At 73.2% G+C, this 22,367-nt stretch carries 22 protein-coding genes and 2 pseudogenes; 11 read left to right on the forward strand and 13 right to left on the reverse strand.

Translation table 11 applies throughout. The features are described 5' to 3' along the window. Window positions 1–16 precede the first annotated feature (16 nt). The gene (locus GA0115240_RS12370) at window positions 17–1,057 is read left to right on the forward strand and encodes a lactonase family protein (protein WP_093736732.1); all 1,041 of its coding nucleotides are present in this window, start codon (window positions 17–19) and stop codon (window positions 1,055–1,057) included. Between the two features lie 118 nt (window positions 1,058–1,175). On the opposite strand, the pseudogene GA0115240_RS12375 reads toward GA0115240_RS12370, so the two are convergent. The 7 genes and pseudogenes from GA0115240_RS12375 to GA0115240_RS12405 form a co-directional block, all read right to left on the reverse strand. Next, window positions 1,176–2,061 (reverse strand): annotated as a pseudogene (locus GA0115240_RS12375) (sirohydrochlorin chelatase). A 98-nt stretch (window positions 2,062–2,159) separates the two neighbouring features. After that, window positions 2,160–3,165, reverse strand: a pseudogene (locus tag GA0115240_RS12380) (N-acetylglucosamine kinase). 51 nt (window positions 3,166–3,216) lie between these two features. Then, window positions 3,217–4,065: a phospholipid scramblase-related protein gene (locus GA0115240_RS12385; RefSeq protein WP_093736733.1), complete on the reverse strand. Its 849-nt coding sequence runs from the start codon at window positions 4,063–4,065 to the stop codon at window positions 3,217–3,219. Window positions 4,066–4,090: 25 nt separating this feature from the next. Next, the gene (locus GA0115240_RS12390) at window positions 4,091–4,768 is read right to left on the reverse strand and encodes a uracil-DNA glycosylase (RefSeq protein ID WP_093736734.1); all 678 of its coding nucleotides are present in this window, start codon (window positions 4,766–4,768) and stop codon (window positions 4,091–4,093) included. Window positions 4,769–4,840: 72 nt separating this feature from the next. Then, window positions 4,841–5,491 (reverse strand): TetR/AcrR family transcriptional regulator, encoded by a 651-nt coding sequence (locus tag GA0115240_RS12395; protein WP_176725051.1) that lies wholly within the window; start codon window positions 5,489–5,491, stop codon window positions 4,841–4,843. Between the two features lie 232 nt (window positions 5,492–5,723). Further along, window positions 5,724–6,662, reverse strand: a complete 939-nt coding sequence (locus tag GA0115240_RS12400; protein ID WP_093736736.1) for a M56 family metallopeptidase — start codon at window positions 6,660–6,662, stop codon at window positions 5,724–5,726. A 108-nt stretch (window positions 6,663–6,770) separates the two neighbouring features. After that, entirely contained in the window at window positions 6,771–7,304 is a 534-nt protein-coding gene (locus tag GA0115240_RS12405; protein ID WP_093736737.1) for a DUF5134 domain-containing protein, read from the reverse strand. A 210-nt stretch (window positions 7,305–7,514) separates the two neighbouring features. On the opposite strand from GA0115240_RS12405, the gene GA0115240_RS12410 reads away from it, so the two are divergent. Next, window positions 7,515–8,051 carry a GNAT family N-acetyltransferase gene (locus GA0115240_RS12410; RefSeq protein ID WP_093736738.1) on the forward strand — a complete coding sequence of 179 codons (537 nt, stop codon included), beginning with the start codon at window positions 7,515–7,517 and terminating at the stop codon, window positions 8,049–8,051. A gap of 78 nt (window positions 8,052–8,129) precedes the next feature. On the opposite strand, the gene GA0115240_RS12415 is transcribed toward GA0115240_RS12410, so the two are convergent. The 4 genes from GA0115240_RS12415 to GA0115240_RS12430 all read right to left on the reverse strand — a co-directional run bounded on the left by GA0115240_RS12415 (window position 8,130) and on the right by GA0115240_RS12430 (window position 11,644). Further along, on the reverse strand, window positions 8,130–9,017 hold the full coding sequence (locus tag GA0115240_RS12415; protein ID WP_093736739.1) for an amino acid ABC transporter ATP-binding protein: 888 nt from the start codon (window positions 9,015–9,017) through the stop codon (window positions 8,130–8,132). Next, window positions 9,014–9,892 (reverse strand): amino acid ABC transporter permease, encoded by an 879-nt coding sequence (locus GA0115240_RS12420; RefSeq protein ID WP_256069784.1) that lies wholly within the window; start codon window positions 9,890–9,892, stop codon window positions 9,014–9,016. The genes GA0115240_RS12415 and GA0115240_RS12420 overlap by 4 nt, the downstream gene beginning before the upstream one ends. Then, window positions 9,889–10,797, reverse strand: coding sequence for an ABC transporter substrate-binding protein (locus GA0115240_RS12425; RefSeq protein WP_093736741.1), 909 nt, complete (start codon window positions 10,795–10,797; stop codon window positions 9,889–9,891). The genes GA0115240_RS12420 and GA0115240_RS12425 overlap by 4 nt, the downstream gene beginning before the upstream one ends. 178 nt (window positions 10,798–10,975) lie before the next feature. Beyond that, the gene (locus GA0115240_RS12430) at window positions 10,976–11,644 is read right to left on the reverse strand and encodes a glycerophosphodiester phosphodiesterase (protein WP_093736742.1); all 669 of its coding nucleotides are present in this window, start codon (window positions 11,642–11,644) and stop codon (window positions 10,976–10,978) included. Window positions 11,645–11,919: 275 nt separating this feature from the next. Here GA0115240_RS12430 and GA0115240_RS12435 point away from each other — a divergent pair, with 275 nt between their 5' ends. From GA0115240_RS12435 to GA0115240_RS12450, 4 genes are read left to right on the forward strand one after another with little or no spacing between them, the layout of a single operon-like run. Further along, the gene (locus GA0115240_RS12435) at window positions 11,920–13,317 is read left to right on the forward strand and encodes a DUF6421 family protein (protein WP_093736743.1); all 1,398 of its coding nucleotides are present in this window, start codon (window positions 11,920–11,922) and stop codon (window positions 13,315–13,317) included. A gap of 23 nt (window positions 13,318–13,340) precedes the next feature. After that, entirely contained in the window at window positions 13,341–14,099 is a 759-nt protein-coding gene (locus GA0115240_RS12440) for an SDR family oxidoreductase (protein WP_093736759.1), read from the forward strand. Then, a complete protein-coding gene (locus GA0115240_RS12445; protein ID WP_093736744.1) occupies window positions 14,078–15,175 on the forward strand; it encodes a threonine aldolase family protein in 1,098 nt (365 codons plus the stop codon). Before GA0115240_RS12440 ends, GA0115240_RS12445 begins: the two co-directional genes overlap by 22 nt. Window positions 15,176–15,235: 60 nt before the next feature. Next, complete coding sequence (locus GA0115240_RS12450) at window positions 15,236–15,844, forward strand: transglutaminase-like domain-containing protein (RefSeq protein WP_093736745.1); 609 nt, start codon at window positions 15,236–15,238, stop codon at window positions 15,842–15,844. Here GA0115240_RS12450 and GA0115240_RS12455 read toward each other — a convergent pair. Continuing rightward, a complete protein-coding gene (locus tag GA0115240_RS12455; protein ID WP_093736746.1) occupies window positions 15,834–16,244 on the reverse strand; it encodes a DUF4395 domain-containing protein in 411 nt (136 codons plus the stop codon). The genes GA0115240_RS12450 and GA0115240_RS12455 overlap by 11 nt on opposite strands. Window positions 16,245–16,382: 138 nt before the next feature. Here GA0115240_RS12455 and GA0115240_RS12460 point away from each other — a divergent pair, with 138 nt between their 5' ends. The 5 genes from GA0115240_RS12460 to GA0115240_RS12480 all read left to right on the forward strand — a co-directional run bounded on the left by GA0115240_RS12460 (window position 16,383) and on the right by GA0115240_RS12480 (window position 21,242). Further along, the gene (locus tag GA0115240_RS12460) at window positions 16,383–16,805 is read left to right on the forward strand and encodes a TlpA family protein disulfide reductase (protein WP_093736747.1); all 423 of its coding nucleotides are present in this window, start codon (window positions 16,383–16,385) and stop codon (window positions 16,803–16,805) included. Between the two features lie 237 nt (window positions 16,806–17,042). Further along, complete coding sequence (locus tag GA0115240_RS12465) at window positions 17,043–17,567, forward strand: flavin reductase family protein (RefSeq protein WP_093736748.1); 525 nt, start codon at window positions 17,043–17,045, stop codon at window positions 17,565–17,567. A 331-nt stretch (window positions 17,568–17,898) separates the two neighbouring features. Then, on the forward strand, window positions 17,899–18,684 hold the full coding sequence (locus tag GA0115240_RS12470; protein WP_093736749.1) for an electron transfer flavoprotein subunit beta/FixA family protein: 786 nt from the start codon (window positions 17,899–17,901) through the stop codon (window positions 18,682–18,684). Between the two features lie 135 nt (window positions 18,685–18,819). After that, entirely contained in the window at window positions 18,820–19,782 is a 963-nt protein-coding gene (locus GA0115240_RS12475; protein ID WP_093736750.1) for an electron transfer flavoprotein subunit alpha/FixB family protein, read from the forward strand. Between the two features lie 128 nt (window positions 19,783–19,910). Beyond that, the gene (locus GA0115240_RS12480) at window positions 19,911–21,242 is read left to right on the forward strand and encodes a DUF6986 family protein (RefSeq protein ID WP_107407138.1); all 1,332 of its coding nucleotides are present in this window, start codon (window positions 19,911–19,913) and stop codon (window positions 21,240–21,242) included. On the opposite strand, the gene GA0115240_RS12485 is transcribed toward GA0115240_RS12480, so the two are convergent. Further along, on the reverse strand, window positions 21,205–22,191 hold the full coding sequence (locus tag GA0115240_RS12485) for a LacI family DNA-binding transcriptional regulator (protein WP_093736751.1): 987 nt from the start codon (window positions 22,189–22,191) through the stop codon (window positions 21,205–21,207). The two genes, GA0115240_RS12480 and GA0115240_RS12485, sit on opposite strands and share 38 nt — an antisense overlap. Between the last annotated feature and the right edge of the window lie 176 nt (window positions 22,192–22,367).

Raw genomic sequence — 22,367 nt, forward strand, 5'->3', positions numbered from 1 at the left:
CGGAAGAGGTACGGCAGTGGCCGGGCACGTTTACATCGGGTCGTTCACATCGGCGGGAGGCCGCGGCCTGACCGCGGCCACGGTGGACCCGGACACAGGAGCGCTCACCGCGCTCGGGCACACGGCCGACGTGCCGAATCCCTCCTTCCTGGCCCTGTCCCCCGACGGGCGGACTCTCTACGCCGTCAGTGAGACCGAACCCGAGGGCGCCGCCGCCGCGTTCTCCCTCGCCGACCCCGCCGCGCCGAAGCTGCTCGGCGACCCGGTGCCGGTCCACGGCGGCTCACCGACCCACCTGGCCGTGCACCAAGGACACCTGCTGACCGCCAACTACGCGGCGCCCGGCAGCGTCAGCGTGCTGTCCTTGAACGAGGACGGCTCGCTGGGCCGGGTCCGCTCGGTGCTGGAGCACGAGGGCGACGGCCCCAACCAGGAGCGCCAGGAGGCCCCGCACGCCCACGCGGTGCTCACCGACCCCAGCGGGCGCTGGGCGCTGAGCGTGGACCTCGGCACCGACTCGGTGCGGGTCTGCGAACTGGAGGCCGGCAGCGACGAGCTGGAGATCGAACGGGAACTCGGCCTGCGCTCCGGCATCGGCCCGCGCCACCTGGCCTTCCATCCCGACGGCGCCCACGCCTACGTGATCAACGAACTCGACTCCGTGGTCACCGTGTGCAGTTGGGACTCCGACAAGGGCAGCCTGCGCCCGCTCGCCGAGACCCGGGTGGTGCCGGCCGACGCCGAGGGCGAGAACTACCCGTCGGAGGTGGTCGTCTCGCCCGACGGCAGGTTCGTCTGGGCCGCCAACCGGGGCCACAACAGCATCGCGGTACTCGCGGTGGACGAGGGCGGCGAGGGCCTGGAGCTGGTCCGGACCGTCGGCTGCGGCGGCGACTGGCCGCGCCACCTGACCCTCGACCCGTCCGGCACCCGGCTCTACGCGGCCAACGAACGCTCCGGCGACGTCACCTGGTTCGACATCGACCAGGCCACCGGCATTCCCCGGCAGGCCGGTTCACTGGCGCTGCCCGCCGTGTCCTGCGTGCTGTTCGGCTGACCGGCCGCGACACCCGCCCCGGCCGGAGGCGGCCCTGGGACCGACGCGCGACGGCGGGCGGCCCCCACCGGGGGCGCCCGCCGTTCGGTGCGGGGCCGTGCGGCCCCGCCTCAGCGCTTCACTGGGCCGGCGCGCCCTGGGACGAGTGCCGGGTGATGCCGAGCGCGGCGGCGTACTGCGTGACCACCAGCTTGCCGACGGCCGGATACGGGCCGAGTGCGTCGGCCCCCGAGCAGCCGGCCTCCGCGGCGGCGGTGTGCAGCAGCTGGGGGGCGAGTCTCCGGGCCGATCAGGCACGGCGCGAGCGCCAGCTTGCCGGAGCCGGAGGAGCGAAGCTGCTCGGCCGCGTGCGCGATCGCCCCGTCCTCGTCCAGCGCGGCGGCCAGCACCGGCACCGCGAGCCGCGCGGCCAGCAGCAGGCCGGTCACGCCGGCGGCCTGCGCCGCCTCCTCGCCGCCGACGGTGGCCAGGATGATCCCGTCCGCCGCCGTCGCCACGGTGAACAGCCGGGCCCGGTCGGCGCGGGCCAGCCCCGCCTCGGCCAGCCGTACGTGCACCGCCTCGGCCAGCAGCGGGTGCGGCCCGAGCACGTCGGTCAGCTCCACCTGCGCCTTGCTGTCGGCGATGGCCTGCCGGATGCGGCGCAGCACGGACGCCTCGGGGCCCGCCAGCAGCGGCACCACGACCGCCGAGGTGTCCTCTCCGGGCCGGTCGGCCGCCACCTGGTCCAACACCCCGCGCAGGCCCGGGAACTCGCCCTCGCCGCTGTCCTCGCCGTCCACGAACGCGATCCGCGGATCGAGGCCGGCCAGCTCGGAGCGGGCGATGCTCACGACCTCCTCGGCCAGGCTGAGCGCGGCCGCGGTAGGCGTGCCGGGAACAGCGAGGACCAGCACCGGCGCGCCCTCGGGCGCGGTCAGCGCCTCCGGGCGGCGGTGGCGTCCGGGGTGTTGACGTGGCGTTCGAACGGGGAGGCCGGAGGCGGGCCCTGGTGCAGTGCTCATGGCGACGCATGCTAACGCCTTACGCCGCCTATTCGTTCGGCCGGGTACGAGGTGGGTCAGACCTGTCCAGAACTGTCCGTTTCACCGGTCACGTTCGGTCAGCGGACGAGTCTCAGCAGTGCGGGGTCGGCGGGCAGCGCCAGATCGCCCCGATGCAGCGCGCCCGCGATCATCAGCGCGCCGTGCAGCGGGTCACCGGCCGCCGGCAGCAGGCAGGCATCCGGCAGCAGCCACTCCGCCTGGTCGCGCAGCGGCCCCAGCAGCGGCTCGCCCATCGAGAACAGGCCGCCGGTCAGCGCCACGTCGACCCGGCCGGGCCCCGGGCGGACCGCCGCCGCGGCCTCCAGGATGTGCGCGGCGGCCCGGCGCAGGATCTCCGATGCCACCGGGTCCTCCTGCGCGCAGCGGGCCACCTCGGGGGCGAAGGAGGCCAGTACGGCGGGCCGGTCGGCGCGCGGGTAGAGCTGTCCTGGCAGCGTGTCCACCGGGCCGAACACCGCCCGGGCCCGGGCCAGGAGCGGCGCGGAGCCGCGCGCCCGGCCGTCGTGGGCGCGCAGCGCGGCCTCCAGGCCCGCCCGGCCGATCCAGGCGCCACCGCCGACATCCCCCAGCAGATGGCCCCAGCCGTCGGCGCGGCGCCAACGCGAACCGTCGGCCGTGATGCCGAGCGCGATCATGCCGGTGCCGGCCGCCACCACCACGCCGGACCGCAGACCGAGCGCTCCCGCGTACGCCGTCACCGCGTCGCCGGCCAGCGCCAACCGGGCCACGCCGAGCGCCTCGGACAGCGCCTGCGGCAGCCGCGCCCGCAGATCGTCGCCCACGGGAGGCCATGCCGGCCGCGCCGACGCAGGCTGCCGCGATCCGCCGGGCGCCGACCGCCCGCATCAGCTCCTCGGCGGCCGGCAGGACCAGGGCGAGCAGGCTCGCCGCCTCGATACCGTGCTCGCCCACCACGGCGGGCCGGTCCGAGACCGCCGGCGCGGTCGCCTGCGAGCCGTCGGGGCGGGCCAGCGCGACCCGTACGCCGCTGCCGCCGGAGTCCACGCCGAGCACCCAGCCGGTTTCCGGCCCCTGGAGGTCGCGAGGGGCGGAGTCGGGCAGGACGCGGGTGGCGGAGGAGGCGGAGGAGGCGTTGGAAGAGGGGCGCACGGCTCAGCCGAGTCCGCGGGAGTCCTGCTTGAGGGCGGTGTCCACGGTGAGCGCGGACGCCACCACCATGCTCAGCAGCGGGTCGGCCAACTGCCGGTGTATCTGCAGCACGTAGTTGTCCGCCGTGGTGAACATCGTCTTGGCCAGACCTTCCCAGGTCTTGGTGATCCGGGCGATCTCGGTCTCGGTGTCGTCCACGATCGCGAAGTTCCACGCCCGCCAGTTCTCGGCCTTGATCGCGCCGATCCGCCGGCCGTTGTACAGGAAGGCGAACTTGATCTTGCCGAAGGCGTTCTGCTGCACGATCTCGCCGAGCGGCTCGCCGCCGGGACGCTCCACCACCACCTTGGACTTCACGAACTTCGCCGGCCGGGTCAGCACCAGCTGCGGCTGCCCCTGGGCGTCCCTGACTTCCAGCTTGTGGGTGAGGAACTGATCGACGCTGGAGACGAAGCGCAGCACCTTCTTGGCGGTGCTCTGGCCGACCTCGACGACCGAGCCCAGGCTGCGGCCGTTCTGGTCGAACACGCTGTACTCGTTGACGAGTTCGATCAGCTTGGCCTTCTGGTTCACCACGAGCACCGGCTCGGTGAACAGCGTGCCGCCGCCCTGGCCGGGCGGGGTGATCCCGGCCTGCTGCTGCACCTGGCGCTGGACCTTCGACGGGTCGGGTGCCGCGGTGACATCCACCTCCCAGGCACTGCCGCCCTGCTGCTTCTGCCCCGGCTGCCTGGGGACCTGGCCGGGGTTGGTGTGCTCGGTCCACCGGGTGCCGTCCCAGTAGCGGAGCAGGTTCGGAGTGCCTTGCGGGTCGGCGTACCAGCCCGCCGGAGTGTCGGAATGCGTCGTCACCCGGGCAGGGTATCGTGGGGGACCCTCAGGGGAGCTGCCAGTTGACCGGCTGGGCGCCCTGCGCGACCAGCAGGTCGTTGGTGCGGCTGAACGGCCTGGATCCGAAGAACCCGCGGTCGGCCGACATCGGCGACGGGTGCGCGGACTCGATCGCCGGGAGCTCGCCCAGCAGCGGGCGCACATTGCGCGCGTCGCGTCCCCACAAGATGGACACCAGCGGGCGGCCCCGGGCGGCCAGCGCCCTGATCGCCTGCTCGGTGACCTGCTCCCAGCCCTTGCCGCGATGCGCCGCCGGCCGCTTCGGGGCCGTGGTCAGCGCCCTGTTGAGCAGCAGCACGCCCTGCCGGGTCCACGGGGTCAGATCGCCGTTGGACGGCCGCGGCACGCCGAGGTCGGCGCCCAGCTCCCGGTAGATGTTCTCCAGGCTGCCCGGCAGCGGCCGCACGTCCGGGGCGACGGAGAAGCTGAGGCCCACCGCGTGCCCCGGTGTGGGATAGGGATCCTGGCCGACGATCAGCACCCGCACCTCGTCGAACGGCTGCTGGAAGGCGCGCAGCACATTGGCCCCGGACGGCAGGTAGGTGCGGCCCGCGGCGATCTCGGCGCGGAGGAAGTCCCCCATCGCGGCGACCTGGCCGGCCACCGGCTCCAGTGCTTTCGCCCAGCCGGCTTCGACGATCTCGTGCAAGGGTCGTGCAGTCACAATCCGTCACTCTACTGGGTCAACGCCCGTGCTCCGTACGGGGATCCGCCGCGGCGGCCGGGCGGGGCGCGCTCAGCCGGAGCGGGCGCGGGCCCGGGGCGGACCGCCCCGGTCGCAGGGCTCGGTGTCGTCGGGCGGCGGCATGCCCGCGGTCCAGTCGAGGTCGTAGCGCAGGAACAGCTCCGCCCGCAGCCGGGCCAGCGGCATCGGGGCACCCGGCAGCAGCAGCGCCACCGTCGCGCCCATCAGCAGGGCCCGCAGCAGCCGGTACTCCTCCTCGGGATCGACCGCGCCCCAGCCCGCCACCGCGTCCCGCAGCAACTGGGCGAGCCGCTGCTGCTCCGGGCACTGGATGAAGCCCTCCTCCTGCAGGATCGAGGCCATGTGGGTGCGCATCAGCGTGGTGTGCGACTGCGTCAGCCCGAGGATCGCGTCGATCGCCCGGGCCAGCAGCTCCCGGCCGTCCTCGGTGCGCGGCTCGCCGGCCAGCGCCGCCGCCAGCTCCTGATTCATCAACCGGTGCACCGCGGACTGCAGGAGCGCGCGCTTGCCGGAGAAGTAGTACGACACCAGGCCGCGGGCGGAACCGGCGTGCCGGGTGATGTCGGCAAGGGTGGTGGCCTCGTAGCCGCGCTCCTCGATCAACTCCACGGTCGCCTGCAACAACCGCTCCCGGGAGCGCTGACGCATCGCTTCGTTGACCGATGCGCTTCGAGGGGACATGCCTGGGCTCCTGCGTTGATTGACTGGCTGCGAGCCAATATACTCAGTACGTCCCGCCGGGCCATGGCTCGCGTGGGCACGGGGAAAGGGCGCCGGGCCCGGCGACGCGGGGGATCGTCGGGTCCGGCGTTCGTCTGCCCGGTCCAGCGCCCGCGATCCGCAGACCGTCAGGCATGGCCGGATGTCGGCGAACGCCCCGGTCGTGGCCGGAAAGGCATACCGGTCGCAACCGTCAGGTCAGCGCGTGCAGGCCGGGACCGAAGGCGATCAGCAGGGGCACGGCCGGCGCCATCATGGCCAGCACCGTCACCTGCAGCCTGCGGCCCACCGTCAGTCGCGGCGCCGGGTCCAGCAGCCGGTTCACCCGGCCCGGCAGGGCGCCCAGCGCCGCCGGACCCGGCATGAACACCCCGCGTTCCTCGTTGAGTTCCACCAGGGCCAGCGCGGTGGTCAGCCGGCCGAAGCGGCGCGAGGCGGTGTCGTCGGCTGCCAATTCCACCAGGTGGTGCACCTGGTCGCGGAAGGCGGCGAAGACCGGGACCTGCCGGAAGCCGCCGGCCAGCGCGCCCGCGCAGTGCAGCAGGACGTCGTGGCGGGCGCGGGCGTGGCCCTGCTCATGGGCCAGCACCGCGTCGAGGCTGCGGCCTTTGAGCCGGCGCAGCGCCGCGGTGGTGATCACCAGCTGCGGCTGGGCACCGGACAGCCACCAGGCGTCCGTCCGGGGATCCTCCAGGATGACCAGGCGCTCGCCGGGGGGCACGCTTTCGCCGGGCAACCGGGGGGAGCGGGAGGTGAGTTCGCCGCGCCGCTGCCGGCGCCGGGCGCGGGCGGTGCGCACCTCGCGGGCCAGCATGGCGGCCGTCCAGACCCCGCCGAGCGCGAGCGCGATCGCCAGCGTGCCCGACCAGCCGCCGTACGGCGACAGCCCGTAGGCCTCCACCACCCCGCGCGGCGCGAAGGCGAAGACATTCCCGCGGACCGCGGCCCAGGCAGCCGAGGCGGTCAGCGCCATGGCCAGTGCGCAGCACAGCAGCACGGCGGCGACCACGCACTGCCAGACCAGCAGGGCCAGCACCGGTTCGCGCTCCGGCCAGTCGGCACGGGAGAGCAGCCGCGGCGCCATCGCCGCCGCAAGTGCGCCGAGGACCAGCAGCACGAACGGGACCGTCATACGGATCACCCTAGGAGTCGCGGTGATCGCCCGGCACGACGCCGGACGGGATGTGACGCATCACTCACCGGACGTGTCGGCGGTCCCTGGTCCGGCCGGGTCGGGCCGTCACAGCGCCAGCAGCATGGCGAACATCCCCAGCGCCATCGAGACCCGGCAGGCCAGTGCCACTTCGGGAGCGTGCCGCAGCAGTACGGCGCCGCCGCTGGCCGGCGCGGACGTCCCCGCCGGATGCGCCGGCCCGGGTATCAGGCTGATGCCGGTCCGCAGCACGTAGCCGGCGAAGTAGAGCAGCAGCAGGCCGGTGAGCAGCGGCGCGCCCGCGCCGAGGTGCTCGGCGTGCCCCGGGCCGGCCGCGGCGACCGCCACCGTCATGTAGACCATCGCCGCCGAGCAGACCGCGTGATGCATCCGGTGCGGGGCCCGGCCGAGCAGCGAGTGCAGGCCGGCCAGCGTGAAGACCGCCGCCAGCGCGGCCGCTCCCCAGGGCCCCGGGTCGACGACGGACATCGGCACCGCCGTCACCGCCATGCCGGCGCTGGTCACCGCCTCCGCCCTGGCCTCGCGGCGCAGCAGGCAGGACAGCGCCACCGCGGCGCCGAGCGCGACCAGCAGCCACGCCACCAGCGGTGTTCCCTGCATGCCGCCACCCCCTTCCCGTCCCGCCCACCCCGGCCCTTTCCTACCACTCCCGGCTTTGCCACCTGCGGGAGAGCGCTCCGCGAAAGGCTGCCCAACACGAAGAGGGCGAACGCAGGCGCGCGGGGTCACTCGGGGGAGTGCGCGTCCCGGCTGCGCACTCCCCGATCCGGTGCCCGGTCCCGTGTCGGCGCCCTCGGTTAGCCTTTGCGCATGGACACCACTGCCCGCCCCACCTTCCGCACGGCCGCTCCCGAGGACGCCCCGGCGCTCGTCGCGCTGATCGAGTCCGCCTACCGGGGGGAGTCCAGCCGCGCGGGCTGGACGACGGAGGCGGACCTGCTGGAGGGGCGGCGGACCGATCCCGAGGGCGTGCTCGCCGTCATCACCCAGCCGGACAGCCGGATGGTCGCGGTGGAGAGCGACGGCGAACTCGTTGCCTGCTGCCAGCTGGAACACCGCGGGGAGCACGCGTACTTCGGGATGTTCGCGGTGCGGCCCACCCTGCAGGGCGCGGGCCTGGGCAAGGTCGTCATCGCCGAGGCGGAGCGCTTCGCCGTCGAGGAGTGGGGCGTCGCCGAGATGCACATGACGGTGATCTCGCTCCGTGCGGACCTGATCGCCTGGTACGTCCGCCGCGGCTATGCCCGCACCGGTCGGATGAGCCCCTTCCCGTACGGCGACGAGCGTTTCGGGCGGGCGACCCGCGACGACCTGGAGTTCGAACTGCTCACCAAGAAGCTCGGCTGACCGGCCGGCCGCTCCGCCCGACCGCCCCGTCGGACTGTCCCGTCCGACCGCCGGGTCCGCCCGGAGTGCTCGGGCTTCTCACAGGCGCCCCGCCTCGGTGATCCGCCGCAGGAACTCCCGGGTGCGCTGCTGGACGGGCGCGCCGAACACCTCGGCGGGAGTGCCGCGTTCGCGGATGACCCCGGCGTCGAGGAAGCACACCTGGTCGGCCACTTCGCGGGCGAAGGCCATCTCGTGGGTGGCGATGACCATGGTCATGCCCTGCTCCTTGAGGTCCCGCACCACCGCCAGCACCTCGCCGACCAGTTCGGGGTCGAGCGCCGCGGTGATCTCGTCGAGCAGCAGCAGCCGCGGCCGGGTCGCCACCGCGCGCAGCAGCGCAACCCGCTGCTGCTGGCCGCCGCTGAGCCGGTCCGGGTACTCGCCCGCCCGGTCGGCCAGCCCCAGCCGGCCCAGCAGTTCGCGGGCCTCGCCTTCGGCCACCGCGCGCGGTACCCGGTGCACCCGGCGCGGCGCCAGCGTGATGTTGTCCAGCACCGTCATGTGCGGGAAGAGGTTGTACGCCTGGAACACCACGCCGATCCGGCGCCGTACCGCGTCCTGGTCGGTGCGCGGATCGGTGATCTCCTCACCGTCGAGGAAGACCGCCCCGTCGTCGACGTCCTCCAGCAGGTTCACACAGCGCAGCAGCGTCGACTTGCCCGAGCCGGAGGCGCCGATGAGCGCGGTCACGCTGTGCGCGGGCACGTCCAGCCCGATGTCCGCGAGCACGACCGCGGCGCCGTAGGTCTTGCGGACCTCGGTCAGCCGGAGCACCGGCTCGGCGCCCGGGCCCGCCGCGTCCACGGGTGCGGGACCGGCCGCGGGTACGGCACCGGCCGGGGGTGCGGGACGGGCCGCGGGGACGGCGCCGGCCTGTTCGGGGCGGCTGTCGGGGCGGTCCTTCGACCCCGGATCCGTACTCATACCACCCCTCCTTGCGACTGCCGCCGGTTCATCCGCGCCGCCACCCAGTCGGTGAACCGGGTCATCGGAACGGTGATCGCCACGAAGATCAGCCCGGAGACCACGTACGGCGTGTAGTTGAAACTGCGGCTGGCGATGATCTGCGCGGCGTAGACCGCGTCCACCGCGCCGCCGATGGACACCAGCCCGGTGTCCTTCTGCAGGGACACCAGGTCGTTGAGCAGCGCCGGCACCACCCGCCGTACCGCCTGCGGCAGCACCACGTGGCGCAGGGTCCGGGCGCTGCTCAGCCCGAGCGAGCGGGCCGCGGCGCGCTGGCTGGGGTGGACGCTCTCGATGCCGGCCCGGAACACCTCGGCGACGTAGGCGGTGTACGTCAGGCAGAGCGCGAAGCCGCCCAGCAGCACCGGGTCGTTGGTGACCCCGCTCAGCCGCAGCGCCGGGATGCCGAACACGCTGATCAGGATGCAGATGATCAGCGGCAGGCCGCGGAAGAAGTCCACGTAGGCCGTCGCCAGCGCGCGCAGCGGGAAGAACACCGGGCCGCGCAGGGTGCGCAGCATCGCCATCAGCAGCCCGGCGACCAGCACCACCGCGCCGCACACGGCGAGCAGCCGCAGATTCAGCCACAGCCCCGCCATGACCTGCGGGAAGGCCAGCCGGGCGTAGTGGGCGCTGAAGAAGGTCTGCCGGGTGCGCTGCCAGCCGGGCGAACCGACGACCAGTTCGTACAGGGCGAACGCCGTCACGGCGGTGCTGACCGCGGCGATCGTGAAGGACCGGCGGGTGCGGGCGCGGCGGTAGCGCTCCCGTTCGACGCGCCGCGCCGAGGGCCGGTAGGTGTCCGCGGGCGCGGCCTCGTCCCGGACGGTCACTTGAGCACCGGCGCGTCGACCGCGTCGGACAGCCACTGCTTTTCCAGGGCGGCGAGGGTGCCGTCGGCGCGCAGCGCGGTGACCGCCCGCGAGACGCACGAGGTGAGCTTGCTGCCCTTGTCGAGCACCAGGCCGAACTGCTCGGGCGCGCCGCCGCTGTCGGCGAACTGGCCGATCACCTCGGCGTCGGTGACCTCGGCGCCGGTGATGTAGAAGGCGGTCGGCAGGTCCACCACGATCCCGTCGACCTGGCCGTTCTTCAGCGCGGCCACCGCCAGGTCGTTGCGCTGGTAGACGGCCGGCTGCCGGTCGGGTTTCACGGTCCCGGTGATGGCGTCCAGGCTCGTGGTGCCCACCTGCGCGCCCAGCTTGGCGCCCTTGAGGTCGGCCAGCGAGCGCGCGCCGGCGATCTTCGAACCCTTGCGGGCGACGACGGCCTGCCGCACGTCGTAGTAGCCGGGGGAGAAGTCGACGGTCTTCTTCCGGTCGGCGTTGATGGAGACCTGGTTGATGTCGAAGTCGAAGTTCTTGACGCCGGGGGAGAAGGCGCTGTTGAACGGCACGGTCCGCCAGGTCACCCGGGCCGGCGGGTAGCCGAGCCGCTCGGCCACCGCGTAGGCGACCGCCGACTCGTAGCCCTTGCCGTTGGACGGGTCGTCGTCGGAGAACCAGGGGTCGTAGGCGGGTTTGTCGGTGCCGACGGTCAGCTTGCCGGGGGTCCTGGTGGCGAGCGAGGCGGCCGTGCAGGCGGCGGCGGACGGGGAGCCGGCGCCGGCCGCCGAGGAGGAGGGGGCAGAGGACGCCGTGCCGTCGTCCTGCGGCGCGCAGCCGGCTACGGCGAGGGCGAGCAGGACGGCCGCGGCCGGGGCGAGGCGGCTCGGGGACAGCGGGATCGCGGGAGGCATGGCGGGACCTTGGCACCGCCCGGCCGCGTCTGTCCACGCCATTGCGGCCGTTGTCCGGATGCCGGACCTTTGTGTCCGCCGTGTTGCGTCCGGCCGGGCGCCGCCGCCCCGGCGGGCGATGCGGCCTCCACCCGGCGCGGACCGTCGCGGACCGGCGCCGGCGTCCGGACGCCCGTTGTTACGCGGCGGGTTCGGCCGGCAGATCGGTTGCGGCGCCGTCCAGCCCGAGCGCCCGGGCCAGTGCCCAGTCCTGGGCGCTGTTGACGGTCCAGGCCATCACCTTGATCCCGGCGTCGTGGCAGCGGCGGACCGTGTCGAGGTTCAACTGGCGCAAGTCCAGGCTGACCAGGCGGGCGCCGACCGCCTGGGCGCGCGGCACGATGTGCGGTCCGAGTTCCTCGGCGACCAGCACGGTCGGCACCTCGGGCAGCAGCGTGCGGATCTCGGCCAGCGCCTCGTCGTGGAAGGAGAGCACGCTGACGCGCCCGGTGGCGCCCCGCTCGCGCAGCACCGCGGCGAGCACCCGGGCCGCGGCCACGTCCTTGATCTCGGCCTGGATGGGCCGGCTCACCGCGTCCAGCACCTCCTCGAAGACCGGCACCCGCTCGCCGAAGCCGGCGTCGAGGCCGCGGATCTCGTCCAGGGTGAGGTCGCGGACCAGCCCGGCGCCGTCGGTGGTGCGGTCCACCTCGGCGTCGTGGATGACGATCAGCGCGCCGTCCTTGCTCAGGTGCAGGTCGAGTTCGATCTGGTCGTGGCCCGCCTGCTCGGCGGCGCGGAAGGACCGCAGGGTGTTCTCCGGCTCGACGCCCATGACCCCGCGGTGACCGACGGTGAGGAAGCTCATCCCCGCACCCTAGCGAGCGCAGGCGACCGCCGGCCGAACGCGCCGTGACGAGTCGGCGTCCCCAGCGGCGGCCCGGCCGGGACCGCCGGCTTGCCCGGGCCCATGCGCCCAAACGCCGCTGGACGCAACTTTTCATGACCCATTCGGTAAACGGACAGGAAAAACAGCGGCCTGAAGTCAGAAGGGCGGGAAGATCGCCACTCTCTCGTCTTGATGCGGTGCCTACGACCTGGATACGGTGTGTTGACGACAGGTTCTCTTGTGGAGGTGGGGTCATGACCGAAGTTCTTTCGCCGCGCGCGATCGACGAGAGCGGTATATCCGGCGAAGGCGTCACCGGTCATCCCCAGTGGGCGGTGCTGAAGCAGGCCGTCGAAGCCATCAGGCCCTGGCAGCTCAAGGACGGTTCGATCGACTTCGACGCCGAGCAGGCGCCCAGCCGGCAGGACGCGGTCCTTACCGTGCGGCGCGCCGTGGACGCGATCGAGCAGCTGTCCCCGCTGCTGCCGCACGACGCCGCCTACCACCGGGCGCTGGTGGCCGATCTGCGCCGCTGGTCCGACGGCGGCTTCGCGGTGCCAGACTTCCTGGACTCCCTGCTGGCCTTCCAGCCCGCCGCGGACCGGCGGGACGGGCTGCGGCACCTCGTCGTGTTCCCGATGTACACCCAGAACGGCAACCCGGACCGCAATCTGGAAGCCGTGGTGCTGCGCGTGGTGTGGCCCGACTGGCTCGCCGAGTTGGAGCGCACCCGGTACGACAACCCGCTGTTCGTACCGATCACCTTCGAGGACTTCACTCCGGGCTACGACACCAACTCCGCGGTGCTCTTCCCCGAGACCGTCGCCGTCCGCGAGGCGCCCGAGCGCTGGACCTGGGGCGCCATCTTCTGCGACCGGGAGGCGGCCCGCTTCCGCGCGGTGACCGCCGCCGCCGTCGGCACCCTCGGGCTGGAACTGCCCGAGGAGGCGGCCCGGCTGGTGGAGGACCAGGAACTCGCCGAGCAGACCTTCGTGCTGTGGGACATGATCCACGACCGCACGCACAGCCACGGCGACCTGCCCTTCGACCCGTTCATGATCAAGCAGCGCGCGCCGTTCTGGATGTACGGCCTGGAGGAACTGCGCTGCGACCTGACCACCTTCCGGGAGGCCGTCAAGCTGGAGGCCGAGGGCCACCCCATGGGCCAGGGCGTGCAGTACGCGATTTTGTTCGACCGGCTCTTCCGCTTCCCGGTCACCGGTGCCAGGACCCGCAACTACGACGGGCTCGGCGGCCAGCTGCTCTTCGCCTACCTGCACAAACACGACGCTGTGCGCTGGACCGACAACACCCTGCACATCGACTGGGAGCGTGCGCCGCAGGTCACCAACCAGCTCTGCGCCGAGATCGAGACGCTGTACCGGGACGGCATCGACCGCCCCAAGCTGGTGCACTGGTTCGCCGCCTACGACCTGGTCGCGACCTACCTCTCCCCGCATCCCGGCTCGGTCTGGGCCAAGGGCCCGGACGCCCTGGACCTGTCCCTGCCGCCGCGCAAGCTGGTGGACGACGTGCTGCCGGACGAGTTTCCCCTCAGCATGTTCTACGAGGCACTTGCGAAGAAGCTCCGCGAGGTGATCGCCTCGACCAAGGGCATCACCGGCGAGAGCGCGCTGCGGAGCGCCGCGTGACCGGAGCGGGCGAGGAGGCGGAGATGGCGACCGACACGTACACGGGCGGTCTCGACGGAGCGGTGATCGCGGTAGCGGGCGCCGGCGGGCCGGCCGGCCGTGCCGTCCTGCAGCGGCTGGCCCGCGCCGGCGGGCATGTGATCGCCGCCGACGCCGACCCCGAGCGGCTCGCCGAGGCCGTGGACGCGGCGCGCTACGACGCCGGCGGCGCGGACATCACCGGCGAGATCGTGGATCTGCTCGACCTGGAGGCCACCGAGGACTGGGCCGCCAGGATCGAGAAGGACCACGGCCGGGTCGACGGCCTGGTCCACCTGGTCGGCGGCTGGCGCGGCTCCGCGTCCTTCCCCGAGACGGATCTCGCCGACTGGGAGGTCCTGCACAACCTGCTGATCCGGACCGTCCAGCACACCTCGCTGGCGTTCCACGACGGCCTGATGCGCAGCCCCGGCGGACGCTATGTGCTGATCAGCGCGGCCGGCGCCAGCGCGCCCACGGCGGGAAACGCCGCCTACTCGGCCGCCAAGGCCGCCGCCGAGGCCTGGACGCTGGCGCTCGGCGACTCCTTCAGCAAGCTCAGCGGGGACGCGGGCCCCACCGCGGCGGCCACCGTAGTGGTGATCAAGGCGCTGGTGCACGATGAGATGCGGGCCCAGCGCCCCAACGCCAAATTCGCCGGCTTCACCGATGTGCGCGACCTGGCCGAGGCCATCGCCGACATCTGGAACCGGAGCCCTACGGAAGTGAACGGGACCCGACAGTGGCTGACGCCCCGACCGTGACCGACCAGCACGCCCCTGACGCCGTACGGCGCCACGATCCGCAGACGCGCGGATTCGCCAGTGACAACTACGCGGGGGTCCACCCCGAGATCCTCGCCGCACTCGCCCTCGCCAACGGCGGCCACCAGGTCTCCTACGGCGAGGACGCCTACACCGCCCACCTCCAGGAGGTCTTCCGCGGCCACTTCGGACCCACCGCCGAGGTCTTCCCGGTCTTCAACGGCACCGGCGCCAACGTCATCGCGCTCCAGGCCGTCACCGAACGCTGGGGTGCGGTGATCTGCGCCGAGACCGCGCACATCAACACCGACGAGTGCGCCGCCCCCGAGCGCGTCGGCGGCCTGAAGCTGCTCACCGTGCCGACCCCGGACGGCAAACTCACCCCCGAGCTGATCGACCGGCAGGCCTACGGCTTCACCGACGAGCACCGGGCGCAGCCGCAGGTCGTCTCGATCACCCAGACCACCGAACTGGGCACCTGCTACACGCCCGAGGAGATCAGGGCGATCTGTGACCACGCCCATGAGTTGGGCATGGCCGTGCACCTGGACGGGGCCCGGATCGCCAACGCCGCCGCCTTCCTGGACGTGGCCCCGGCCCGCTTCACCACCGAGGCGGGCGTCGACATCCTGTCCTTCGGCGGTACGAAGAACGGCCTGCTGTTCGGTGAGTGCGTGGTCGTCCTCAGCCCGGAACGGGTACGCGCCCTGCCCTATCTGCGCAAGGGCGCCATGCAGCTCGCGTCCAAGATGCGCTTTGTGTCGGTGCAGTTCGAGGCGCTGCTGACCGGTGATCTGTGGCTGCGCAGCGCCCGCCATGCCAACGCGATGGCCCGTCGGCTGGACGAGGCGGTCCGGCGGATCGACGGCGTGCGGGTCATGCGGCCGGTGCAGGCCAACGCGGTCTTCGCGGTGCTGCCGCGCGAGGTGAGCGAGCGGCTGCAGAAGCGCTACCGCTTCTACTTCTGGGACGAGGCGACCGGTGAGGTGCGCTGGATGTGCGCCTTCGACACCACCGAGCAGGACATCGACAGCTTCGCGGCGGCCATCGCCGAGGAGCTGCGCACCGCTGGATGATTATACGGCTCGCCGTAAACCGATTGATCGGGAGGGCGGTGGCTCCCTAGGTTCGGTCCCATGGAACCGATCCCGGAGACCACCGATCTTTCCCGCTATCTGGACGCCGACGAGGTCATCGACCACCATCATCCGCTGGTCCGGCGGACCGCTGCCCGGCTGCGGGCCGACGCACCGGGGCCGTATGAATATGCGGAGGCGGCCTTCGGTTTTGTCCGCGACACCATCCCGCACTCCGCCGACACCGGTGACCAGCGCGTCACTTGGCGCGCCTCCGACGTCCTGGAGCAGCGCACCGGCATCTGCCACGCCAAGGCGCACGCGCTGACCGCCCTGCTGCGGGCCGAAGGCATCCCGGCCGGGCTCTGCTATCAGAAGTTCGAGGTCCTGCACGGCCTGATCGCACTGCGGCTGCCCGGCCGCGCCCGCTGGTCACGACTGGACCCCCGGGGCAACAAGCCCGGCGTCGACGCCCGCTTCTCGCTCGACGAGGAACGCCTGGCCTGGCCCGTCCGCCCCGAACTCGGCGAGCAGGACCACTTCGTGGTCTACCCGGCGCCGCTGGCCGCCGTCCTGGCCGCGCTGCGCGGCGCGAGCAGCCGGCAGGGGCTGGCGCTGCCGGACGAACTGCCGCAGCGGCGGCCGGGGGCGCGACACCTCAGGCGGTAGTGGCCCGCTTCAGCAGCAGGTACATCTCGCAGCCCAGGCAGTAGGCGAACGCCGCGTTGAGGAAGGCCGCGGCGAGCGCGCAAGCGGTCGCAGCCGTGCCCAGCCACTGCGGGCCCGCCAGGTAGCCCACCACGCCGACCGCGGAGAACACCAGCCCGACGCTCTGCGCGAAGCGCGGCGGCGCCGCGTCCTCGGTGGCCGGCGGCGGGCCGATCCTGGGCCGTACCAGGGTGCGGAACAGCCAGCCGTACGGCGAGTTCTGCACACCGGCGGCCGCGCCGGCCGCGAAGAACACCGCCTGCGCGGCCAGCAGCCAGCCGCTGCCGGTGATCAGCGCGATCGCCAGCACCACGGTGGTGAGGGCGGCCCCGAACCGGGGTCCTCGTACATCGATCTCCATGGCTGAAATCATCACGCAAGCCGCAGCCTGCGCGCCCGCGGGAATCATTGCGGTCGCGTGAACGCTGCAACCGATCGCACGGCGGTGCGGCCGTACGGTGGGAGAAGTCCACGGCGGGAGAAGGCGGGAGATGCGGCGATGACAGGGCTGATCGTGTGTGCGGCCGTCCTTGCCGCCGCCAGCGTTTACGGCGTCGTTCACCGGCGCGGGGACGGGAGGGTCCGGGTGCGGGCGAAAGACGGCGACGAGCGGCTGACGGCGGCCGAGCTCGGCGAACCGCTGGGGGAGCGGGCCACGCTGGTGCAGTTCTCCAGCGCGTTCTGCGCGCCCTGCCGGGCCACCCGGCGGGTGCTGGACGAGGTGGCCGACATGGTGCCGGGCGTGCGGCATGTGGAAGTGGACGCCGAGGCCCGGCTGGAGCTGGTCCGCCGGCTGAACGTGCTGAAGACGCCGACCGTACTGGTGCTCGACGCGCACGGCGGGATTGTCCGCCGCGCGGCGGGGCAGCCGCGCCGTGCGGACGTCATCGCGGCGCTGGGGGCCGCGGTCGAACCGGTGTGACGCCGACGATCGCGGCACCGACGAGCAGGTCCAGGCGATGTGACGGTCATTTCATCTGGTGGGAGGCCCCTTGACGAGAGCGCCCATGAATCGTCAGTCTGACGTTATGTCCCTTGACCCCCTGCTGTCCGCGCGAGCCGACGTCGACTTCGGACGCCACTCCAGCGCGCGCTGTCGGGTCCGCTGAGCGTCTTCGCCCCGCCCACCGCAGGCCCGCTCGCCCCAGAAGGACGTCACGTGACCGCCACGATCGACCTGGGCTCCGCCCATGACCCGGCCGGGGAACCCGGCTTCGACCCCGCGCTCTTCCGCTCTGTCTTCCGCCGGCACGCGGCGGGCGTCGCCGTGATCACCGCGATGGGCGCCACCGGACCGGTCGGCTTCACCGCCACCTCGCTGACCTCGGTCGCCGCCGAACCGCCGCTGCTCTCCTTCGGCATCAGCCTGGGCTCCTCCTGCTGGCCCACCGTCGCCGAGGCCTCCCACGTTGGCGTGCACATACTCGGCGAGCACCAGGAGGCCGTCGCCGCTGTCTTCGCCCGCAGCGGCGCCGACCGCTTCGCGCACACCGCCTGGTCCCCGGGGCCCGCCGGGGTGCCGCTGCTCGACGGCGTCTCCGCCTGGCTGGTGTGCCGGATCGAGGCGATGGTGCCGGCCGGCGACCACCGGCTGGTGATCGCCCGCGCGGTGGCCGGCGATCCGGACGGCCCGGGCGGTCCGCTGCTCTACCACCAGGGCGACTTCCACCGACTGCCGCACTGACGCCGCCCGGCGGTTTCGGCGCCGTTGTCGCGGGAAGGCCCCAGTCCCGGGCGGGCGGCTCCCGAGCGGCCCGGCCGGCGGGCAACGGGCGGCGCAGTCGGGCAGGTCACAGTCCGCGAGCCTTGCGGTCGGGCCGGGACCTCGGTGTACTGGCGAGTAATATATCGGTCGGAGCACTTGCCGTGCCCCGGCCGGGGGCTGCCCCCGCGGCCACCTATGCTGCGGTGACGGGGTGCCTTCCGGCCTCCCCGGTCTTCCGGGGCGCGGTCGGCGGCCTTTGTCCGAGGGCAGTTCACGAAGACGTGCAGGACGAAGCAGTAGGAGAGCAGGCGTGAGCTTGAGGATCGTAGTCGCAGTGAAGTATGTGCCCGACGCCACGGGTGACCGTCACTTCGCCGAGGACCTGACCACCGACCGCGACGCGGTCGACGGCCTGCTGTCGGAGCTCGACGAGTACGCGGTGGAGCAGGCGCTGCAGATCGCCGAGGCCGCGGACGACGCCGAGGTCACCGCGGTGACGGTGGGCCCGCAGGACGCCCGGGGAGCGGTGCTCAAGGCGCTGCAGATGGGCGTTGCCAAGGGCGTGCACGTCGAGGACGACGCGCTGCACGGCACCGATGTCATCGGCACCTCGCTGGTACTCGCCAAGGCCGTCGAGCACATCGGCTACGACCTGGTGGTGACCGGCATGGCCTCGACCGACGGCACCATGGGCGTGCTGCCGGCGCTGCTCGCCGAGCGGCTGGGCGTGCCGCAGGTCACCTTGCTCTCCGAGGTGGCGGTGGCCGACGGCAAGGTCACCGGCCGCCGGGACGGCGACGTGGCCAGCGAGCAGCTGGAGGCGTCGCTGCCCGCGCTGGTCTCGGTCACCGACCAGTCCGGCGAGGCCCGCTACCCGTCCTTCAAGGGCATCATGGCGGCCAAGAAGAAGCCGCTGGAGTCGCTGGACCTGTCCGACCTGGGCATCGACCCGGCCGAGGTCGGTCTCGGCGGCGCCTGGACCGCCGTGGCGGACGCCACCGCGCGCCCGCCGCGCACCGCGGGCACGATCGTCAAGGACGAGGGCGAGGGCGGCAAGCAGCTCGCGGAGTTCCTGGCCGCGCAGAAGTTCATCTGACGGCCCGTCCGGCCGCGCAGAAGTCCGACCGGCCGCACCCGGGCAGGGCCCGTCCGTGCCGCTCCCGGCACCCCGGTCCGCCACCCGGTTCGCGGCAGCCCCCGCCCCGCAGACCTTTCGCAGGAGTGCATTCCCATGGCTGAAGTCCTCGTCTACGTCGACCACGCGGACGGCGTCGTCCGCAAGCCGACCCTCGAACTGCTCACCCTGGCCCGCCGGATCGGCGAGCCGGTCGCGGTCCACCTCGGCCCCGGCGCCGACACCGCCGCCCCCGTCCTCGCCGAACACGGCGCGGTGAGGGTGCTCACCGCCGACGCGCCCGAGTTCGCCGACTACCTGGTCGTACCGAAGGTCGACGCCCTGGAGGCGGCCGCCAGGGCCGTGTCCCCGGCCGCGGTCCTGGTGCCGTCCTCCGCAGAGGGCAAGGAGATCGCCGCCCGCCTCGCGCTGCGGCTCGGCTCCGGCATCATCACCGACGCCGTGGACCTCACGGCGGACGACCAGGGCCCGATCGCCACCCAGGCCGTCTTCGCCGCCGCCTTCACCACCAGGTCCCGGGTCAGCAAGGGCGTCCCGGTGATCACCGTCAAGCCCAACTCGGCGCCCGTCGAGGCGGCCCCCGCGGCCGGCACCGTCGAACAGCTCACCGTCACCTTCGGCGAACTGGCCACCGGCACCAAGGTCGTCAAGCGCACCGAGCGCAAGTCCAGCGGGCGCCCCGAGCTCACCGAGGCCGCGATCGTGGTCTCCGGCGGCCGCGGCGTCAACGGCGCCGAGAACTTCTCGGTCATCGAGCAGCTGGCAGACTCCCTCGGCGCGGCGGTCGGCGCCTCCCGCGCCGCGGTGGACGCCGGCTGGTACCCGCACAGCAACCAGGTCGGCCAGACCGGCAAGTCGGTCTCGCCGCAGCTCTACATCGCCAACGGCATCTCCGGCGCGATCCAGCACCGGGCCGGCATGCAGACCTCGAAGACCATCGTGGCCGTCAACAAGGACGCCGAGGCGCCGATCTTCGACCTGGTCGACTACGGCGTGGTGGGCGACCTCTTCCAGGTCGTCCCGCAGCTCACCGAGGAGGTCAAGGCCCGCAAGGGCTGAGCCCCCCGCCTCCCGCCGCCGGCCCCCAGCCCCCCACACCGGGCGGGCGGGGGCCGACGGCTTGTTGACCCCTTCGAACCTGCCGGATAGCTTCGCTTCAACGTTCTGTTGACGTCGGGAGGGTGCGGATGGCTGCCGTGACGACGCTGGCGCAGGCGGTCCACGAGGACATCGGCGCCGCCCTCGCCGCCACCGACGCCGAACTCGCCCGCCGCTACCCCGGCGACCCCGGCACCCGGCAGCCCGTGCACACCGTCTACGTGCCGGCGGACGCCTTCACCGCCCGGACCCCGCGCACCTGGGGGGACCAGGCCCTCACCGCTCTGGACACCCACGCCCCGGACGCCGGGGCGCTGGCCGGCGTTCTCGGCCTGCCCGAGACCCTCGCCGTCCAGGTGCACGACCGGGTACGGGCCAAGCTGCGCCGCGAACCCGTCGAGGACCTGCGGATCGACTTCGAGGACGGCTACGGGCCGCGGCCGGACACCGAGGAGGACGCCGCCGCGATCGCCGCTGCCCGTACCGTGACCGCGGCGGTCGCCGACGGGTCGGCGCCGCCGTACATCGGCATCCGGATGAAGTGCCTGGAGGCCGCCGTACGGGACCGCGGCATCCGCACCCTGGACCTCTTCCTCACCGGGCTGCTCGACGGCGGCGGGCTGCCGGCCGGCCTGGTCGTCACGCTGCCCAAGGTCAGCTTCCCCGCACAGGTGACGGCGATGGTCCGGCTGTGCGAGGAGTTCGAGAAGGCCGCCGGGCTGCCGGCCGGCCGGATCGGCTTCGAGATCCAGATCGAGACCACCCCGTCGATCCTCGGCCCGGACGGCACCGCGACCGTGCCCCGGCTGATCGAGGCCGCCGCGGGCCGCGCCACCGCACTGCACTACGGCACCTTCGACTACAGCGCCGCCTGCGGGGTCGGCGCGGCCCACCAGTCGATGGACCACCCGGCCGCCGACCACGCCAAAGCCGTCATGCAGGTGGCCGCCGCGGGCACCGGGGTCCGGCTCAGCGACGGCTCCACCAATGTGCTGCCCGTCGGCGCCGCGGACCAGGTGCACGCCGCGTGGCGGCTGCACTACGGCCTGGTCCGCCGCTCGCTGGCCCGGGCCTACTACCAGGGCTGGGACCTGCACCCGGCGCAGCTGCCCACGCGGTACGCCGCCACCTACGCCTTCTACCGCGAGGGCCTGGACGCCGCGGCCGCAAGACTGGCCGCCTATACGGCGAAGGCGGGCGGCGCGGTGATGGACGAGCCCGCGACGGCCCGGGCGCTCAGCGGCTATCTGCTGCGGGGCCTGGACTGCGGCGCGGTGGACTCGTCGGAGGTGGCGGACCGGACCGGGCTGACCCTGGCGGAGCTGGACGCGCTGGCCGGAAGGCCGGCCCAGGTTCCGGGCCCCGCGCCGGCCCCGGGAACGCTCAGGACGGCGGGATCTCCCCCGAACCGCGGGGAATGAGGCGGGCCGGCAGCTCGATCCGGTTCGGCTCGTCCGAGACGATGCCGTCCAGCCGGCGGAAGAGCAGCTGGGCGGCGCTGCGGCCGATGCCGGGGGCGTCCTGGGCGACCACGGTCACCGGCGGGTCGAGCAGATCGGCGAGTTCGAAGTCGTCGAAGCCCACCAGGGCGATCGGGCGGGGCAGGCCGGACAGCACGCGCACCGCCGTGACGGTGACCCGGTTGTTGCCCGCGAACAGCGCGGTCACCGGCTCGGGGCCGGACAGCATCGCGTCCAGCGCCGCCCTGACCCGCTCCGGGGAGGTCGGACCCATCGAGGCCCACTCGGGCCGGGTCGGCAGCCCCGCGTCCCGCATCGCCTCGCGGTAGCCGCGCAACCGCTCACCGGCGGTGTGGATGCCCGGCTGGTCGCCGATGAAGCCGATCCGCCGGTGGCCGTGCGCGATCAGGTGGGCGACCCCTTCCCGGGTACCGCCCGCGTTGTCGGTGAGCACCACGTCCGCGTCCAGCTCGCCGGCCGGGCGGTCGACGAAGACCGTGGCCACGCCCGCGTCGATCTCCGGGATCAGATAGCGGTGGTCGTCCGAGGCGGGCACCACCACCAGGCCGTCCACCCGGCGGGCGCAGAAGGCCAGCACCAGCTCCTGCTCGCGCCGCGGGTCCTCGGCGCTGGACCCGGTGAACAGCAGCGCGCCGTGCGACCGCGCCACGTCCTCCACCGCCCGGCTGAGCGAGGCGTAGAAGGGGTCGGCGAGATCCTCCAGCACCAGTCCGACGCTGGCGGTGCGCCGGGTCCGCAGCAGGCGCGCGCTGTCGTTGCGGCGGAAGCCCAGCGCGTCGATCGCGGCCTGCACCCGGGCCACCGTGTCAGGGGTGACGCCTGCTTCCTCGTTGACCACCCGGGAGACCGTCTTGAGGCCGACGCCCGCTCTGGCGGCGACATCCTTCATCGTGGGCCGGGGGGTACGGCCAGGAGTGTGGGTCACCGTCGTAGTATTCCCTGCGGCAAGAGATGGACAACGTTGTCAGAGCTAAGCGAGACTACCTCCGGGACCGCAATCGCGGAACCCCCGGAAACGAAAGCCGCCTCCCAGGCCGTGGCGCGCTTATCCTGACGGGCCTTGAC

Origin of the sequence: Streptomyces sp. DvalAA-14, assembly GCF_900091855.1 — a bacterium.
Taxonomy (GTDB): Bacteria; Actinomycetota; Actinomycetes; order Streptomycetales; family Streptomycetaceae; genus Actinacidiphila.

Excerpts from the sequence above, each read along its gene's own strand:
- GA0115240_RS12395 (WP_176725051.1), bottom strand. The coding sequence starts at position 5,491 with ATGTCCCCTCGAAGCGCATCGGTCAACGAAGCGATGCGTCAGCGCTCC.
- GA0115240_RS12400 (WP_093736736.1), bottom strand. The coding sequence starts at position 6,662 with ATGACGGTCCCGTTCGTGCTGCTGGTCCTCGGCGCACTTGCGGCGGCG.
- GA0115240_RS12405 (WP_093736737.1), bottom strand. The coding sequence starts at position 7,304 with ATGCAGGGAACACCGCTGGTGGCGTGGCTGCTGGTCGCGCTCGGCGCC.
- GA0115240_RS12410 (WP_093736738.1), top strand. The coding sequence starts at position 7,515 with ATGGACACCACTGCCCGCCCCACCTTCCGCACGGCCGCTCCCGAGGAC.
- GA0115240_RS12415 (WP_093736739.1), bottom strand. The coding sequence starts at position 9,017 with ATGAGTACGGATCCGGGGTCGAAGGACCGCCCCGACAGCCGCCCCGAA.
- GA0115240_RS12425 (WP_093736741.1), bottom strand. The coding sequence starts at position 10,797 with ATGCCTCCCGCGATCCCGCTGTCCCCGAGCCGCCTCGCCCCGGCCGCG.
- GA0115240_RS12430 (WP_093736742.1), bottom strand. The coding sequence starts at position 11,644 with ATGAGCTTCCTCACCGTCGGTCACCGCGGGGTCATGGGCGTCGAGCCG.
- GA0115240_RS12435 (WP_093736743.1), top strand. The coding sequence starts at position 11,920 with ATGACCGAAGTTCTTTCGCCGCGCGCGATCGACGAGAGCGGTATATCC.
- GA0115240_RS12440 (WP_093736759.1), top strand. The coding sequence starts at position 13,341 with ATGGCGACCGACACGTACACGGGCGGTCTCGACGGAGCGGTGATCGCG.
- GA0115240_RS12450 (WP_093736745.1), top strand. The coding sequence starts at position 15,236 with ATGGAACCGATCCCGGAGACCACCGATCTTTCCCGCTATCTGGACGCC.
- GA0115240_RS12455 (WP_093736746.1), bottom strand. The coding sequence starts at position 16,244 with ATGGAGATCGATGTACGAGGACCCCGGTTCGGGGCCGCCCTCACCACC.
- GA0115240_RS12460 (WP_093736747.1), top strand. The coding sequence starts at position 16,383 with ATGACAGGGCTGATCGTGTGTGCGGCCGTCCTTGCCGCCGCCAGCGTT.
- GA0115240_RS12475 (WP_093736750.1), top strand. The coding sequence starts at position 18,820 with ATGGCTGAAGTCCTCGTCTACGTCGACCACGCGGACGGCGTCGTCCGC.
- GA0115240_RS12480 (WP_107407138.1), top strand. The coding sequence starts at position 19,911 with ATGGCTGCCGTGACGACGCTGGCGCAGGCGGTCCACGAGGACATCGGC.
- GA0115240_RS12485 (WP_093736751.1), bottom strand. The coding sequence starts at position 22,191 with ATGAAGGATGTCGCCGCCAGAGCGGGCGTCGGCCTCAAGACGGTCTCC.